The 14,122-nt window shown below is 73.1% G+C and carries 13 protein-coding genes, 1 tRNA gene and 2 pseudogenes; 7 read left to right on the forward strand and 9 right to left on the reverse strand.

Annotated elements, in window-relative coordinates; genetic code table 11:
• Positions 1 to 75: 75 nt before the first annotated feature.
• The gene (locus AC5L3C_RS20405; protein WP_493650215.1) at positions 76 to 1,047 is read right to left on the reverse strand and encodes a helix-turn-helix transcriptional regulator; all 972 of its coding nucleotides are present in this window, start codon (positions 1,045 to 1,047) and stop codon (positions 76 to 78) included.
• A 116-nt stretch (positions 1,048 to 1,163) separates the two neighbouring features.
• Here AC5L3C_RS20405 and AC5L3C_RS20410 point away from each other — a divergent pair, with 116 nt between their 5' ends.
• The 3 genes from AC5L3C_RS20410 (at position 1,164) to AC5L3C_RS20420 (ending at position 2,238) form a co-directional block, all read left to right on the forward strand.
• On the forward strand, positions 1,164 to 1,580 hold the full coding sequence (locus tag AC5L3C_RS20410; RefSeq protein WP_493650216.1) for a DUF3224 domain-containing protein: 417 nt from the start codon (positions 1,164 to 1,166) through the stop codon (positions 1,578 to 1,580).
• An 85-nt stretch (positions 1,581 to 1,665) separates the two neighbouring features.
• Positions 1,666 to 1,739, forward strand: a tRNA-Thr gene (locus AC5L3C_RS20415).
• 211 nt (positions 1,740 to 1,950) lie between these two features.
• A complete protein-coding gene (locus tag AC5L3C_RS20420; RefSeq protein WP_493650217.1) occupies positions 1,951 to 2,238 on the forward strand; it encodes a hypothetical protein in 288 nt (95 codons plus the stop codon).
• Between the two features lie 62 nt (positions 2,239 to 2,300).
• Here the strand turns inward: AC5L3C_RS20420 and AC5L3C_RS20425 are convergent.
• The 5 genes and pseudogenes from AC5L3C_RS20425 to AC5L3C_RS20445 all read right to left on the reverse strand — a co-directional run.
• Positions 2,301 to 2,516 (reverse strand): annotated as a pseudogene (locus AC5L3C_RS20425) (XRE family transcriptional regulator); the annotation flags it as partial.
• A gap of 56 nt (positions 2,517 to 2,572) precedes the next feature.
• Positions 2,573 to 2,920 (reverse strand): annotated as a pseudogene (locus AC5L3C_RS20430) (DUF2637 domain-containing protein); the annotation flags it as partial.
• Positions 2,921 to 3,097: 177 nt separating this feature from the next.
• Positions 3,098 to 3,994, reverse strand: coding sequence for an aminoglycoside phosphotransferase family protein (locus AC5L3C_RS20435; protein WP_493650218.1), 897 nt, complete (start codon positions 3,992 to 3,994; stop codon positions 3,098 to 3,100).
• A gap of 57 nt (positions 3,995 to 4,051) precedes the next feature.
• A complete protein-coding gene (locus AC5L3C_RS20440) occupies positions 4,052 to 5,026 on the reverse strand; it encodes a zinc-binding dehydrogenase (RefSeq protein ID WP_493650219.1) in 975 nt (324 codons plus the stop codon).
• A 96-nt stretch (positions 5,027 to 5,122) separates the two neighbouring features.
• Positions 5,123 to 6,283, reverse strand: coding sequence for an NAD(P)-binding protein (locus AC5L3C_RS20445; protein WP_493650220.1), 1,161 nt, complete (start codon positions 6,281 to 6,283; stop codon positions 5,123 to 5,125).
• A gap of 130 nt (positions 6,284 to 6,413) precedes the next feature.
• On the opposite strand from AC5L3C_RS20445, the gene AC5L3C_RS20450 reads away from it, so the two are divergent.
• Positions 6,414 to 7,091, forward strand: coding sequence for a pentapeptide repeat-containing protein (locus AC5L3C_RS20450; protein ID WP_493650221.1), 678 nt, complete (start codon positions 6,414 to 6,416; stop codon positions 7,089 to 7,091).
• A gap of 489 nt (positions 7,092 to 7,580) precedes the next feature.
• On the opposite strand, the gene AC5L3C_RS20455 is transcribed toward AC5L3C_RS20450, so the two are convergent.
• On the reverse strand, positions 7,581 to 8,081 hold the full coding sequence (locus AC5L3C_RS20455) for a hypothetical protein (protein WP_493650222.1): 501 nt from the start codon (positions 8,079 to 8,081) through the stop codon (positions 7,581 to 7,583).
• Positions 8,082 to 8,132: 51 nt separating this feature from the next.
• Here AC5L3C_RS20455 and AC5L3C_RS20460 point away from each other — a divergent pair, with 51 nt between their 5' ends.
• Positions 8,133 to 9,557: a M1 family metallopeptidase gene (locus AC5L3C_RS20460; protein ID WP_493650223.1), complete on the forward strand. Its 1,425-nt coding sequence runs from the start codon at positions 8,133 to 8,135 to the stop codon at positions 9,555 to 9,557.
• A 486-nt stretch (positions 9,558 to 10,043) separates the two neighbouring features.
• On the opposite strand, the gene AC5L3C_RS20465 is transcribed toward AC5L3C_RS20460, so the two are convergent.
• A complete protein-coding gene (locus tag AC5L3C_RS20465) occupies positions 10,044 to 10,619 on the reverse strand; it encodes a TerD family protein (protein WP_493650224.1) in 576 nt (191 codons plus the stop codon).
• A gap of 195 nt (positions 10,620 to 10,814) precedes the next feature.
• Here AC5L3C_RS20465 and arfB point away from each other — a divergent pair, with 195 nt between their 5' ends.
• Positions 10,815 to 11,252, forward strand: a complete 438-nt coding sequence (gene arfB / locus AC5L3C_RS20470) for an alternative ribosome rescue aminoacyl-tRNA hydrolase ArfB (RefSeq protein WP_493653948.1) — start codon at positions 10,815 to 10,817, stop codon at positions 11,250 to 11,252.
• A gap of 196 nt (positions 11,253 to 11,448) precedes the next feature.
• Here arfB and AC5L3C_RS20475 read toward each other — a convergent pair whose 3' ends face one another.
• Positions 11,449 to 12,033, reverse strand: a complete 585-nt coding sequence (locus AC5L3C_RS20475; protein ID WP_493650225.1) for a flavin reductase family protein — start codon at positions 12,031 to 12,033, stop codon at positions 11,449 to 11,451.
• A 348-nt stretch (positions 12,034 to 12,381) separates the two neighbouring features.
• Here AC5L3C_RS20475 and cdgB point away from each other — a divergent pair, with 348 nt between their 5' ends.
• Positions 12,382 to 14,064 (forward strand): diguanylate cyclase CdgB, encoded by a 1,683-nt coding sequence (cdgB, locus tag AC5L3C_RS20480; protein WP_125505644.1) that lies wholly within the window; start codon positions 12,382 to 12,384, stop codon positions 14,062 to 14,064.
• The last annotated feature ends 58 nt before the right edge of the window (positions 14,065 to 14,122 follow it).

The following is a 14,122-nucleotide window of genomic DNA, read 5'->3' on the forward strand; positions in this document are numbered from 1 at the left end:
GTCTGTCAGTAGTTCCAGGGGGTGAATTTCGCGGAAACATTCGATCCGGTGGATGACCATTCGGTTTCGTGGCCGTCACCGCTCGCTCGCGTAGCGGTCCGCCAGCACCGCCACCGCCGCCGCGACCGCCTGCCGCAGGTTCGCCGGGCCGAGCACCTCCGCGTCGACGCCGAGCCGCAGCAGATCGCCCGTCGCCACCGCCTCCGACTCCACATCCACCTCCACTTCCACCCAGCCCTCCCCGTCCGGCGGCCCCGCGTCCGCCAGGGCCCGCGCTCCCGCCGCCCCGAACTGCATCGGCAGCAGCTTCTGCCCGCGCGGTGACAGCCGCAGCCGGGCGGTGCCGTGCCGCGTCGCCGCCTCCATCCGGCGGGCGGACTCGGTCCAGTAGGCGGCCAGGTCGAACCCGGCGGGCCGGGTGAACCCCTCGCCGGTCTCCGCCACCGACTGGAACCGCGACACCCGGTAGGCGCGTACGGAGTCCTCCGCCAGCGCCACCAGGTACCAGATGCCCCCCTTCAGCACGAGCCCCAGCGGGCCCACCTCCCGGTGCACCTCGCCGCGCCAGCGCCGGTAATGGGTCCGCAGCACCCGCTGCTCCCACACCGCCCGCGCGATCGGCTCCAGATGCGGTACGGGGTCGGCGTCCCGGAACCACGCCGGGGCGTCCAGGTGGAAGCGCTCGCGCACCCGCCGCGCCTGCCCGGCCAGTCCGCCCGGCAGGGCCGCCTCGACCTTCAGCTGGGCACTCGCCAGCACAGCGCCGAGCCCCAGATCCCTGGCCGGCCCCGGCAGCCCCGCCAGGACCAGCGAACCGGCCTCCGCGTCCGTCAGCCCGGTCAGCCGGGTCCGGTAGCCCTCCATCAGGCGGTAGCCGCCCTCGGGCCCGCGGTCGGCCCGCACCGGCACCCCGGCGGCGCCGAGCGCGTCGATGTCCCGGTAGACGGTGCGGACCGACACCTCCAGCTCCGCCGCCAGCTCGGGGGCGGTCATCCGGCCGCGGTTCTGCAGCAGGAGGAGCAGGGAGAGAAGCCGGTCGGCACGCATGGGGCCATTGTCCCGCCGTACCTGACAGAAGATGTCAGGTACGGCCGCGACAGTGGCGGGACGCGCCCGTTCACCCGGGCCGACGCGCCGTTCACCTCGGAAGGGACACCACTTTCATGCCCACCACCACCGCCACCACCACCGGACACTTCACCTTCGCGGACTGGAAGGAGTCCGCCGTCACCGCGGAGGACACCTTCCCCCGGCTCGCGCACGCCACGGTCACCAACGCCTTCTCGGGCGGCATCGAGGCCGAGGCCACCACCTGCGACTACACGGTCGCCTACCTCACCGGGACGACCGGCGCCTTCGCCGGCATGGAACTCCTCACCGGCCGCGTCGACGGCCGCGCGGGCACCTTCGCCCTCGAGGAGCGCGGCCGCTTCACGAGCGACGGCACCGTCCACTGCACCTTCGAGGTCGTGGAAGGATCCGGCACCGGGGAGCTCGCGGGCCTGCGCGGCACGGGCGGCTTCACCTACCGGCACGGCGAGACGAAGGTGCCGTACACCTTCGAGTACGCGGTGGACTGACGGACGGGGCCCGGCCCCACAAGTGCGTGGCTCGGCGAAACCGCCACTGTGTACAGTGGACCAGCCTTCGCGCGCGCCGCGCGGTGCCTCCTTAGCTCAGCTGGCCAGAGCAACGCACTTGTAATGCGTAGGTCGTCGGTTCGAATCCGACAGGGGGCTCACTGTCTGACCTGCGGGTTCCTTCGGGAGCCCGCAGTGTTGTTTCCAGGACAGTTGCACTCCCAGTTGCGATGGAGACGCGCAGCTGCGTGTGCCCGAGCAGCTTCATCACCGATCGGCCGTTCGTCGGGCTGGCAGAGCACCAGGTCGTGTTCCTCCCACAGCCCTTCTGGCACGGCTTCGGGCAGCCCCGCTTGTAGCTCTTGACCGCGTGCAGGCCGCGTCGAAGGCGGAACGCCGGGCGATCCTCGCCGTCGCCGAACGGTACGGTGACGACTCCCTGCACCGGGCCGTCCTTCAGCACGCCACCGAGAGCGGTGACCTCGACCTCGTCTCCGACTGGGCAGCCCGCACGCACCAGGTCGCGGACTGGGCAGGGGAGCGGCACCAGCTGTCCAACAACACCGGCCGGGGGCCCGGTACCTGGTCCGGATGGAAGCTCAAGGACTTCCACACCCCGCCGGTGCCGCCCGAGGTGGCCGCAGCCGTCACTGCCTGACCCGAGCCAGGCCCCCGTCGGCCGGGCTTCACTGGAGAGGCGGGCAGTCGATGCCCGCCCCTTTACTGCTCCTCGGGCGGCCGGTTGTACGACGCCAGCGTGGCCTTGTCCGTCGACGTATCCAGGAGACGGAGCTCCCACGGGCCGGTGTTGACGTCGAAGTCCTTGCCGAACCCCACCCACTTCCCGGCCATCCGCCGGCCGGTGGGCTCGGCGAGCATCTGGAGCGCGCCGAAGTACCGGGCGCCGCGGTAGTAGCCCTCGCTCGCCGTTTGCTCCGCGGCGGGCGTGTACCGCCGGACCCGACCACGGTCAGGCCGATCGCCCGCCGGTCGACGCGTCCGGCGAGGGCGGCCCGGAGCATGAGGATTCCTCCGGCGACGATGAACAGGTCCAGGGTGGTGGGCCAGGCCCATGCGCGGACTTCCTTGCCGTCCATGCCGTGGGCGAGGGCGACCTCGGCGAGGTGCGTATAGGACAGGCAGAACACGGCTGCGGTGAGCGCGACGATAGCCAGGCCCGCCGCGATGGCGAGCCCTCGGGTGGGGTTCGTCTTCACTGGTCCTCCCCGACGGCGGTGGGAGACAGCCTCGGGCCAGGCGCAGGTATCGGCGCCCGGCCGCGACGTAGCGGCGGCGCGGTTTGCCGACTTCCGGATCCCGGTCGGTAGGTATCTCCACATCCTTCTGCCGTTGGGGCCAGCCCTACCAGAAGTTCCAGCTGTTCATCTTGGAACGTGTCTGTGAGCGGTCTGCGAGGAACGCCTGCGCGAGCGGCAGCACGTACGGTGTCCAGCCAGCCCTGCGACCGCCGCCGCGGAGCACTTCCTCGGGCGGGATTTACCGTTGCCGCGCGGTCGCTACCCCGGGGTGCCGCGCAGGCGGCGGGCGATTTCGAGGTCGTTGTCGTCCAGGGGGCGGCCCTCCTCGGTCTCCCAGAGGCAGTTCTGCAGCAGGCGCCCGTATGTCCACGCGCGCGCCCGCGCGCGGTCGAGGCCCAGGACGTCCGTCATGGCGTCGAAGCGCCAGCGGACGTCCTCGGCGTCGAAGTTGTTGGCCAGGGCGGGCCAGAGGTCGAAGCCGGGGTCGCCGGCCAGGGGCTTGGGGTCGATGGCGAGCCAGGGGGCGCGGTCGGCGGCGAGGACGTTCTCGTCGTGCAGGTCCCAGTGGAGCAGCCGGTCGCCGGGCTCGTCGGCGACCTCGCGTACGGCGGCCGCGCAGTCGGCGACGAGGCGGCGGGCAGCCGGGTCCGGTATGCGCGGCAGCGCGCGGGGGGTGCGCTCCAGCATGGACGCGGTCATGTCGCTCAGGCGGCGCATGCCCTCGGGTGCCGGGGTGGTGTGGAGGTGGGCGAGGAGGCGGGCGATCACCAGGACGCCCTCGTGCACGTCGGGCTGGTGCGCGAGCATCCGGGAGGCGTCGAGGCGTTCCAGGAGCATGGTGCCGGTGGGTTCGTCGTGGTCGAGGAGCCGGACCGCTCCGTCGCCGTTCCACAGGCGCAGGGCGGTCGGCTCGCCCTCGCTCTCGTGGTCGCGGATCTGGAGCTTCAGCACCGCCGGTGTGCCGTCCGCGCGGTCGACCGGGAGGACCAGGGCGCTCACGCCGTGCATGGGCGCCCCGGTGACGCGCAGCTCCCAGCGGTCCAGGAACCGCGCGGCCAGATCCGGCAGCGCGGCGATGAAGGCCCGGCCGGCCTCCTTGTTGTACTTCTCCTGGGTGGCGGCGAGTTCCGCGGGGACGTCGATCACGTCTCGCACGGTAGTGGCGTACGGGGCCGGGGGCCCGTGGATTTCCCGGGGGCGACAGGGCCCTAGTCAGGGCTCCAGGACGACCTTTCCCGTCGTTGCCCTGTTCTCCAGGGCCCGGTGGGCGGCGGCGGCCTCGGCGAGCGGGAAGCGCTGCACGGCGGGGGTGAGCCGGCCGGCGGCGGCCTCGGCGAGGGCACGCAGTTCGAGGGTGCGCACGGGGTCGGGGCCGCCTGCCTTGCGCATCATCTCGGCGCCGAGGACATTGACCGAGACGCCCTCGACGAGGTACGGGCGGTCGCTCTCGATGCCCTCGGCCGACCAGCCGAAGACGATGTGCCGGCCGCCGGGCGCGAGCAGACCGACCACCGCGCGGGCGACGTCGCCGCCCACACCGTCGTAGACGACGGTGACCTTGCCGCGCAGGTCCTCGAGCCGGTCGGTCCAGCCGGGGGCCGTGTAGTCGACGGCGAGGCCGGCGCCGCCCGCCGCCACGCGGGCCGTCTTCGCGGGGCCTCCGGCCAGTCCGACGACGGTGGCGCCGGCGTTCCTGGCGTACTGCACGAGGAGCGTGCCGATGCCGCCGGCCGCCGCCGGGACGACGATCACGTCACCGGGGCCGGGTTCGGCGAACCGCACGATCCCCATCGCCGTACGCCCCGTGCCGATCATGGCGACGGCCTGGGCGAAGTCCAGCCGCTCGGGGATCTCGTGCAGCCGGCCGGTGCCGGTGACGGCCAGCTCGGCGTAGCCCCCGGGCACGAAGCCGAGGTGGGCCACCACACGGCGGCCGAGCAGATCCCGGGGTGCGCCCTCGCCGACCGCGTCGACGACGCCGGCGACCTCGCGGCCGGGGATGGTGGGCAGCGTGGCCGGCGCCGGGCCGGGGCCCCGCATGCCCCGGCGCAGGGCGGCGTCCAGGAGATGGACACCGGCCGCCCGGACGGCGATGCGGACCTGGTCCGGGCCCGGCCGAGGGTCCTCGGTCTCCTCGTAGGTGAGGTTCTCGGCCGGGCCGAAGGCGTGCAGACGGATGGCGTGCATGGCTCCCCCAGGGGTCGGTGGCCGGTGCGCGGTCTCGGGTGCGGCAACCGGGGGCGGCGCCGGTGTGCGCGCCGCCACGATCCCCACGGTGCGACCTCAAGCATGCTTGAGGTCAAGTGCGTTCCGGCCGAGGGCGAGCGAGACGGCCGTCAGGGCGCTGTTGAAGGACACCTCCGAGAGCACGCCGGGGGCGGCGACCTGGTCACCGGCGAGGTAGACGCCGTCCCCGCGGTCGACGGCGGGCCGGTCGCGCCAGCTGGTGCCGGGCAGGTCGACGGCGCCGGTACGGCCGTTCGCCACCGCCTGCCGCCGCCAGGTGACCCGCTCCCGCCAGCCCTCGTAGGCCAGGTCCAGCAGCTCCTCCGCGCGGGCGGTGCCGTCCGCCTTGGACTCGCCCGGACCGATGGGGATCTGGCCCTGGATCAGCTGCTCCCCGGCCGGGGCGAGGGTGCGGTCCTGGGCGGTGAACCGCTCCAGCCAGCCCGGCGCGTCGAGGTCGGACACGGCGAACGCGTCGCCGCGCCGGGTGCGCAGGGCCAGGTCGACCAGGACGGTACGGCCGCTCGGCCAGGTCAGCGAGGGGTCGCCGAGGAGCCGGCGGGCGGCGTCCAGGGAGGTGGCCACGACCACGGGGGTGTCGGTGGGCACCGTGTCGACGCGGGACAGCGTCTCCATCCGCACGCCCAGGTTCCACGCGCGGGCGGCCATCCGGTCGATGAGGCCGCCCCAGCCGCCGCGCGGGTAGTGGGCCTCCGGGGGCAGCCTGGTGGCGCGGCGCAGGCGCTCCTGCACGAACGCGGCGGACAGGGAGCCCGGGTCGTGGTGGAACAGCGCGACCGCCGCGTAGTGGGCGGCCGCCCGTGCGCCCTCCTCGCCGGCGATCCCGGTGGCCCAGGTGAGGAAGTCGGTGTCGACGGGGGCGCGCGCGACGCCGCGGCGCAGCAGCTTCAGCATCGCGAAGGGCGGGGTACGGCGCAGGGCTCCCCGGTGGCGCAGGCGCAGCCGGGCCGCCTCCAGGGGCGGGAGCGGGGCGAGCGGGCCGATGAGGCCGCGTTGCCGCAGCCAGGCCCAGTGCGGGCCGCCGTTGTAGAGGGCGTGCGGTCCCTCGTTCGTCCGGTAGGGGCCCTCGGCGGTGCGGGCGCGGCCGCCCAGCGTGTGGTGGGCCTCGTGGACGGTGACCTTCGCGCCCGCCTCTGCCGCGGTGATGGCCGCGGTGAGTCCGGCGAAGCCGCCGCCGATGACGGTGATGCGGTGCATGTCCGGTGGTCTCCCTCGGTCGGTCGGTTCCGGCTGTGTGGATGAGACGGAGCGAGGGCCCCGGAATGTGACATGCGCGGGGTTTTCGCAGGTCAGGGGAATTGTCAGTGGCGGGGTGCAGCATGGGGCCATGGTGCGGAGAGCGGCAGGCGGACCGGGGGTGAAGGCGGCGCGGCGCCCGGAGCTGCGGCTGCCCGCGCTGGAGCGGTACGAGGGGGGTGGGCTGGAGCCGGACGGGGACTACGACGGCGTGGAGTTCCGGGAGACGGACCTCGCGGGGGAGGACGGCGGCGGGGCGCGCTTCATGGACTGCGCCCTGAGGGAGTGCGTCCTGGACGAGACACGGCTGTCCCGGGCGCGGCTGCTGGACTCGGTGCTGTCCGGGGTACGGGGCGTGGGCACGGACCTCGCGGAGGCGACCCTGCGCGATGTGGAGCTGACCGACGCGCGGCTCGGGGGGACGCAGCTGCATGGGGCGGGGCTGGAGCGGGTGCTGGTCCGCGGCGGCAAGCTCGACTTCCTGAATCTGCGCGGGTCGCGGCTGAAGGACGTGGTCTTCGAGGGCTGTGTCCTGGTCGAGCCGGACTTCGGCGGGGCGCGGCTGGAGCGCGTGGAGTTCGTGGACTGCACGCTGAAGGGCGCGGACCTCTCGGGCGCCACGCTGAAGGACGTGGACCTGCGGGGCGCGGCGTCCCTGGAGATCGCGCGGGGCGTGGACCGGCTGTCGGGGGCGGTCATCAGCACGGCCCAGCTGCTCGACCTGGCGCCCGCACTGGCGGGGGAGCTGGGGATCCGCGTGGAGGGGTGAGGCGGGGGTGCTCGGTGCGCCCGGCGCGGCTGTCCCGTCAGCTCATGCGCCGGGGCGGAGGCCCGCGGCCGCGGGGCGCGATCCGCGCTGGAGGGGGTGCGCCGGCTGGGTCCTGTGCCGCGTGGGCGAGGGGGCGTTCCGTGCGGTGGCGGGGGTAGTCCCCCGGGGCTGCCGGGTCAGGCCTTGGGGGAGGCGGTGCCGCGCGAGGTGTGGAGGGGGCCGTCGGCGCCGGGGGGTGGCTGGGTCCTGTGCCGCGTGGGCGGGAGGGCGGCCGCGCGGTTGGGGGCCCGGGGCTGCGTGGGGCCTGGGGAGTGGGTGCCGTGCCTGGTGTGGAGGTGGTGGGTGACGCCGAGGGGCCGATCGCGGAGGGGGCGGTCGGTGTCATGGGACAGGGGCGGCGGGGCCGGGAGCGTCCGGCGCTGCTGCCGTGACGCCCGCGGTGCCGTGTGCGGGAGCGTGGCTCCCCGGGAGGGCCGTGGGCGGTCGGTGTCAGGGGATGCGGGGGAAGCCGGCCTGCAAGGTCCAGATGGCCGGGTTCTCGGCGAGCGCGTCGTGGAGGTCGGTCAGGTCGGCGAGGAGGTCGTGGAGGAAGTCGCGGGCCTCGCGGCGCAGCTCCGTGTGGGAGAAGGTCAGCGGTGGTTCGGAGGCGGGCAGCCACTCCGCCTCGATGTCCACCCAGCCGAACCGGCGCTCGAACAGCAGCCGGTCGGTGGACTCGGTGAAGTCCAGCTCCGCGCGCTGCGGCCGAGCGGCGCGCGAGCCGGCCGGGTCCCGGTCGACACGCTCCACGATGTCGCACAGTGCCCACGCGAAGTCGAGCACCGGCACCCATCCCCAGGCTGTGGACAGCTCCCGGTCCGACTCGGTGTCGGCGAGGTAGACGTCACCGCAGAACAGGTCGTGGCGCAGGGCGTGGACGTCCGCGCGGCGGTAGTCGGTCTGCGGCGGGTCGGGGAAGCGGTTGGAGAGGGCGTAGCCGATGTCGAGCACGTGGGTGATGGTGTCACGGCGCCGCGCACCGGCCCCTCATAGGATCCCGACGTGCGCCTTTTCCGCCTCCGCCCGGCCGCTCGCACCGTAGCCGCCGCCCTGCTCGCGGTGTCGGCGGCCGGGTGCGTGAGCGGCTCCGGGCCCGGTGCCGACCGCACCGGCGGGACCGGCGCGGGCGACCCGTACTTCCCGAAGTCCGGCAACGGCGGCTACGACGTCACCCACTACGCCCTCGACCTCGCCTACGAGCCACGCGCCCGTCGGCTCACCGGCACCGCGACGATCGACGCCCGCGCGACGCAGGACCTCGCCGCGCTGAACCTCGACCTCCAGGGGCTCGACGTCGAGGAGGTCACCGTCGGCGGCACGGAGGCGCGGTGGAGCCGTGAGGGCCAGGAGCTGACCGTCCGCCCGCGTGACGCGCTCGACCGGGACCAGCGGTTCCGCGTCGTCGTCCGCTACTCCGGCACCCCGGAGACCGTCACCGACCCGGACGGCTCCGAGGAGGGCTGGCTGCCCACCGCCGACGGCGCGCTGGCCCTGGGGCAGCCGACGGGCTCCATGGCCTGGTTCCCGGGCAACCACCACCCCTCCGACAAGGCGACGTACAGCATCACGGTCACGGTCCCGAAGGGACTGCGGGCGGTGTCCAACGGGGAGCTCGTGGGCGAGGAGACCAGGGGCGGCCGTACGGCGTACCGGTGGCGGGTCGGGGAGCCGATGGCGAGCTATCTCGCCACCGTCGCGATCGGCGAGTACGAGACCGAGCGCACCCGGACCCCCGACGGGCTGCCCGTGTACACGGCCGTCGACCCCGCACAGGCGGCGGCGAGCCGCGCGGTCCTGAAGCGGATCCCCGAGGTCGTGGCGTGGGGAGAGCGGATCTTCGGTCCGTACCCCTTCGCCTCCGCGGGCGCGGTCGTCGACCGCCCGGAGGACGTCGGATACGCCCTGGAGACCCAGAACCGGCCCGTCTTCCCCGGCGCCCCCGACATCCTGCTGCTGGTCCATGAGATCGCCCACCAGTGGTACGGCAACTCCGTGACCCCGCGGACCTGGCGGGACATGTGGCTCAACGAGGGCTTCGCGACGTACGCGCACTGGCTGTGGCAGGAGGACCACGGCGGCGACACCGCGCAGGAGACCTTCGACCTGCTGTACGCCGGCTCGTACTTCCCGGACGCGGAGAGCAACGAGGCGCTGTGGGCCTTCCCGCCGGCCGAGCCGCCGGACGCGGCGAACATCTCCGCGACGCCCGTGTACTGGCGCGGCGCGATGGTCCTGCACCGGATCCGGCGGACGGTGGGCGACGACGCCTTCTTCGACCTGCTGCGCGGCTGGGCGCGGACACACCGTCACGGCACCGCGGACACCGCCGGTTTCACGGCGTACGTGGAGAAGTCGGCGCCGGACAAGGACTTCGGCCGGATCTGGGAGGACTGGCTCTACGGGGAGGGTCGTCCGGACCGGGAGTGAGCCACCCCTGCGCCCGTGCGCCCGTGCGCCCGCGCTCCCGCGCTCAGCGGGCTCCCGTGCCTCAGGACGCGGGCCGCCGTCGGTGAGCCGTTTGCGCGGAACCGCGCAGGGGCGGCCGAGCCGGTGGTCGGCCCGGTGGCCGATGGGGGTGTAGCCGAGGACGGTCCGGAAGGCGAGCGCCTTCGGATTGTTGTCCAGCACGGCGAGACGCCGTCCGTGGCCCCGGCCGTGCAGCCGCGCATCCACCATCAGCAGCCCGATCCAGGGGTCCGGGTCGGCCGGGTCCGGGAAGTCGCCGCTCAGGGCGTGGAAGTCCCGGTTGGACGCGTACAGGGCGGTGATCTCGGTCAGCAGCGGTCCGGGGAGGCCGCGGTCCGGGGTGGGCGGCAGGGGGTCGAGGATCACCGGGGCGACGTATAGCGCGGGCGTGCCGGAGCCCCGGCCGGTGTGCAGTCGGCCGGGGCTCCGTCATGCGGGCGGGATCCGTCAGACGCTCACGCCGAAGTCCTGGGCGATGCCCACGAGGCCCGAGGCGTAGCCCTGGCCGACCGCGCGGAACTTCCACTCCGCGCCGTTGCGGTACAGCTCGCCGAAGACCATGGCGGTCTCGGTGGCCGCGTCCTCCGAGAGGTCGTAGCGGGCGATCTCGGCGCCGCCGGCCTGGTTGACGACGCGGATGTACGCGTTGCGCACCTGGCCGAAGTTCTGCGAACGGTTCTCGGCGTCGTAGATGGAGACCGGGAAGACGATCTTGTCGATGTCGGCCGGGAGGGCGGCCAGGTTGACGTTGATCGCCTCGTCGTCGCCCTCGCCCTCACCCGTGCGGTTGTCACCGGTGTGGACGATGGAGTTGTCCGGGGTCTGCTTGTTGTTGAAGAACACGAAGTGCGCGTCCGAGTAGACCTTGCCCTCCGTGTTGACCGCGATCGCCGAGGCGTCGAGGTCGAAGTCCGTGCCGGTGGTGGTGCGGACGTCCCAGCCGAGGCCCACGGTGACGGCGGTCAGGCCCGGAGCCTCCTTGGTGAGCGAGACGTTGCCACCCTTGGACAGGCTTACAGCCATTGTTGGGAGTCCCTTCCCTCGTTTACGTACGGCTAGAAGCTACAGCTATCACCTTGAACGCCGAGAGGGGTGTGAGAGGTTCCATCTCGCTTTACTTTCTTTACCCGAGGCGATCGGGATCCGGGCCGACGCCCGGTGATCCGCAGACCGGATACCGGGATATTGGGATGACGTGACACCGCTGGACGCGGGAACCTGTACGGCATGTCCGGTCCCCATGTCATCCGCGGCTCCGTCTCCCTGCCCGAGTCCGAGCTCATGTGGCGTTTCTCGCGGTCGTCCGGGCCCGGCGGACAGCACGTCAACACCAGCGACTCCCAGGTCGAACTGCGTTTCGATCTCGCACGCACCGAGGCGCTGCCCGAGGTGTGGAAGGAGCGGGCCCTCGAGCGGCTGGCCGGGCGCCTGAGCAACGGAGTGATCACCGTCCGCGCCTCGGAGCACCGGTCGCAGTGGCGCAACCGTGAGGCGGCCGCGGTGCGCCTGGCGGCGCTGCTCGCGGAGGCGACCGCGCCGCCGCCGAAGCCGCGCCGGCCCACGCGGGTGCCGCGCGGGATCAATGAGCGGCGGCTGCGGGAGAAGAAGCAGCGGGCCGAGACGAAGCGGGGGCGCTCCGCGCGGGGGTGGGGGTGACGGGGGTTCCTGTCCCCGGTGACCCGTGCGCAGGGGCTGGGCCGGAGGTCCGGGGGTGAGGGTCGTGGGTGCCTGCGGATCCGTGGGGGCCGGTCGCGCAGTTCCCCGCGCCCCTGGGGGTTGCTCGGACGCCGGCGTGGAAATCCCCTGGTTCAAAAGGGATTTCGGGACCGTCGGAGAAATATTCGGCCGGTGTTCAGCCCAACTGCCGGTAACGGCCCCGGAAATACGTCAGCGGACCGCCCTCCGCGCTCGGTACGCGGGCGGTGATCACGCGGCCGATCACCAGGGTGTGGTCCCCGGCCGGCACCCGCTGCTCGGTACGGCACTCCAGCGTCGCCAGCGCGCCGCCCACCAGCGGGGCCCCGCTGTACTCGCCGCGCCGGTAGGGGATGTCCGCGAACAGCAGGCGGTCGCTGACCCTGCCCTTCATCGAGAAGCGGCCCGCGATGTGGCGCTGGCTCTCGGAGAGCACGGACACCGCCCACAGCGGCTGCTCCTCGAGCAGGTCGTCCATGCGGGAGCCGTTGCGCAGGCTGACCAGCACCAAGGGCGGGTCCAGGGAGACCGAGAGGAACGCCGTCGCGGTCATGCCGACGTCCTCGCCGGCCGGGGCCCCGGGATCGTCCGGGTCCAGCGGCGGCTCCTGCGCGGTCACCAGGACCACGCCGGCGGCCAGTCTGGACATGGCTGCGCGGAACTCGTCGTTGCTCACCCCCTCAGCATGCCGGGCGGGGGGCGGAACGGAGTGCGTGGCCGGTGCGGCAGGAGAGTTCAGCACACAGGAACGCTAGTCTCCGCCCCACGGGCACCGCATCGGGCCATGGCCCGAGCCGGGACTTAGGACCAGGGCCCGATCCCCGCGGAGCCGTGCCCGGTCCGCGCCCGGTCCGGGGTGCGGACGGTGGGCAACCGCCGCAAAAGACGTGTTCGGCGAAAACGCGGGGAAACCACGGAAAGACCACGCAATTGTTCACGTTTAGCTGTGACTTGAGTCACAAGGGGCAGGAATTGTTGACCCTGTGTACCGAGTGAGCAGCGCGCTGTGATTCAGTGGCGGGGAAGCTGGTAGGACGATACGCCGAAGAGAACCCTTGATTCACTCCGAGGTCTCGGGGGGAGGGCGAGGATGGAGACCGAGTCGGAACCCTACGTCCGTCTTGCGTCGCTGCGGCAACTCCACCGGGCCATGGCCGACATGAACACGGCACGAAGCCTGGCGGACACGTTGCAGACGGTCGCCGACGGCGTCGTGGGCGCCCTCGGGTACGAGCTGGCGTGCGTCAACCTCGTACGCCCCGACGGTGATCTCGTGGTCGCCGCCCTGGCCGGGAACTCCGCCGCCGAGGCCCTCATCACCGGCCGGACCGGCTCCCGCGCGTCCTGGGAGCGCCGCCTGAACATGGGCGAGCGCTGGGGCGACCTGATCTTCATATCGCACACCGAGGGCTGGGTCCTCGACGACGACGACGTCCCCCAGTGGTACACCGACGGGCCCGCGCCCCGCTTCGAGGACGAGTGGCACCCCTCCGACCGGCTCTTCGCCCCGATGTACGCGCCCGGCCCGCAGGGCGGCGGCACCTCCGGCGAACTGGTCGGCGTGCTCTCCGTGGACCGCCCGCGCAACGGCCGCCGGCCCGGCGCCTGGGGCCGCGAGGCCCTCCAGATGTACGCCTTCCAGGCCGCCATCGCGATCAGCAACGCGCGCCTGCGGGCCAACATGCAGCGCGCCCTGGTCCGCCTGGAGCGCGAGCAGCAGGCGCTGCGGGCCAGTGAGGAGAGCTTCCGGCAGGCCTTCGAGTACGCCCCCTCCGGCATGGCGATCGCCGAGATGGGCGGCGACCAGCACGGCCGCATCCTGCGCACCAACGACGCCCTGTGCCGCCTGCTCGGCCGGCACGCCTCCGCGATGCGCCGCTACTCCTTCTCCGACCTGGTCCACCCCGAGGACATCGGCACGCTGCTGCGCACCTCCGCCGAGGGCGGCCGGGCCGAGCTGCGCCTCGCCCGCCGCGACGGCACGTACGTCTGGGTCTCCCTGCGCAACTCCGTGGTCGCCGACGCCGCCGACGGCCCCCGCTTCCTGCTCACCCACGTCGAGGACATCGAGGAGCGCAAACGCCGCGAGCTCCAGCTCGCCCACCGCGCCTCCCACGACTCGCTCACCGGGCTGCCGAACTCCGCCGAGCTGCGGGCCCGGCTCTCCTCCCGGCTGTGCCGGCAGCAGCCGCAACAGGCGCCGCCCGCCGACGTCGAGTCGATGGACCCCTTCGAGTCCTTCGACTCCCACGACGCCGCCTACGGCCCGCCCGCCTTCGACCGGGGGCACGACTTCGACTTCCCGCCGGGCCCCGACGGGGGCTTCGACCACCATGTGCACACCGTCGCGCCGGCCGCGGAGTTCGACGACGGCACCAAGGGGCTCGCGGTGCTCTTCTGCGACCTCGACGGCTTCAAGTCGATCAACGACCGGTTCGGGCACAACGCGGGCGACGCCGTGCTCATCGAGGTCGCCCGCCGGCTCAGCAACGGCGTACGGGACGGTGACACCGTTGCCAGGCTCGGCGGCGACGAGTTCGTGATCCTCGCCGACGGGCTGGGCCGGGCCGACGCCCAGGACCTCGCCGTACGGCTGCGCAACGAGATCATCCAGCCCATCCGGGCCGAGGGGCGGGCCGTGCGGGTGGGCGCCAGCTTCGGCATCGGATGGGCACATTGCGGGATGACCGCGGACGAAGTGCTGAAGTCCGCCGACGAACGGATGTACGTCGAGAAACGATCTCGTCCCAAACAGCACCGGCGGGCGGGATGAAGCGCAGGTCAGCGAGTTGATGCGGTCCGGGTCACCCGTTCGGGTCATGGGGAGCGGG

The sequence above is a fragment of the Streptomyces speibonae genome (assembly GCF_984686075.1).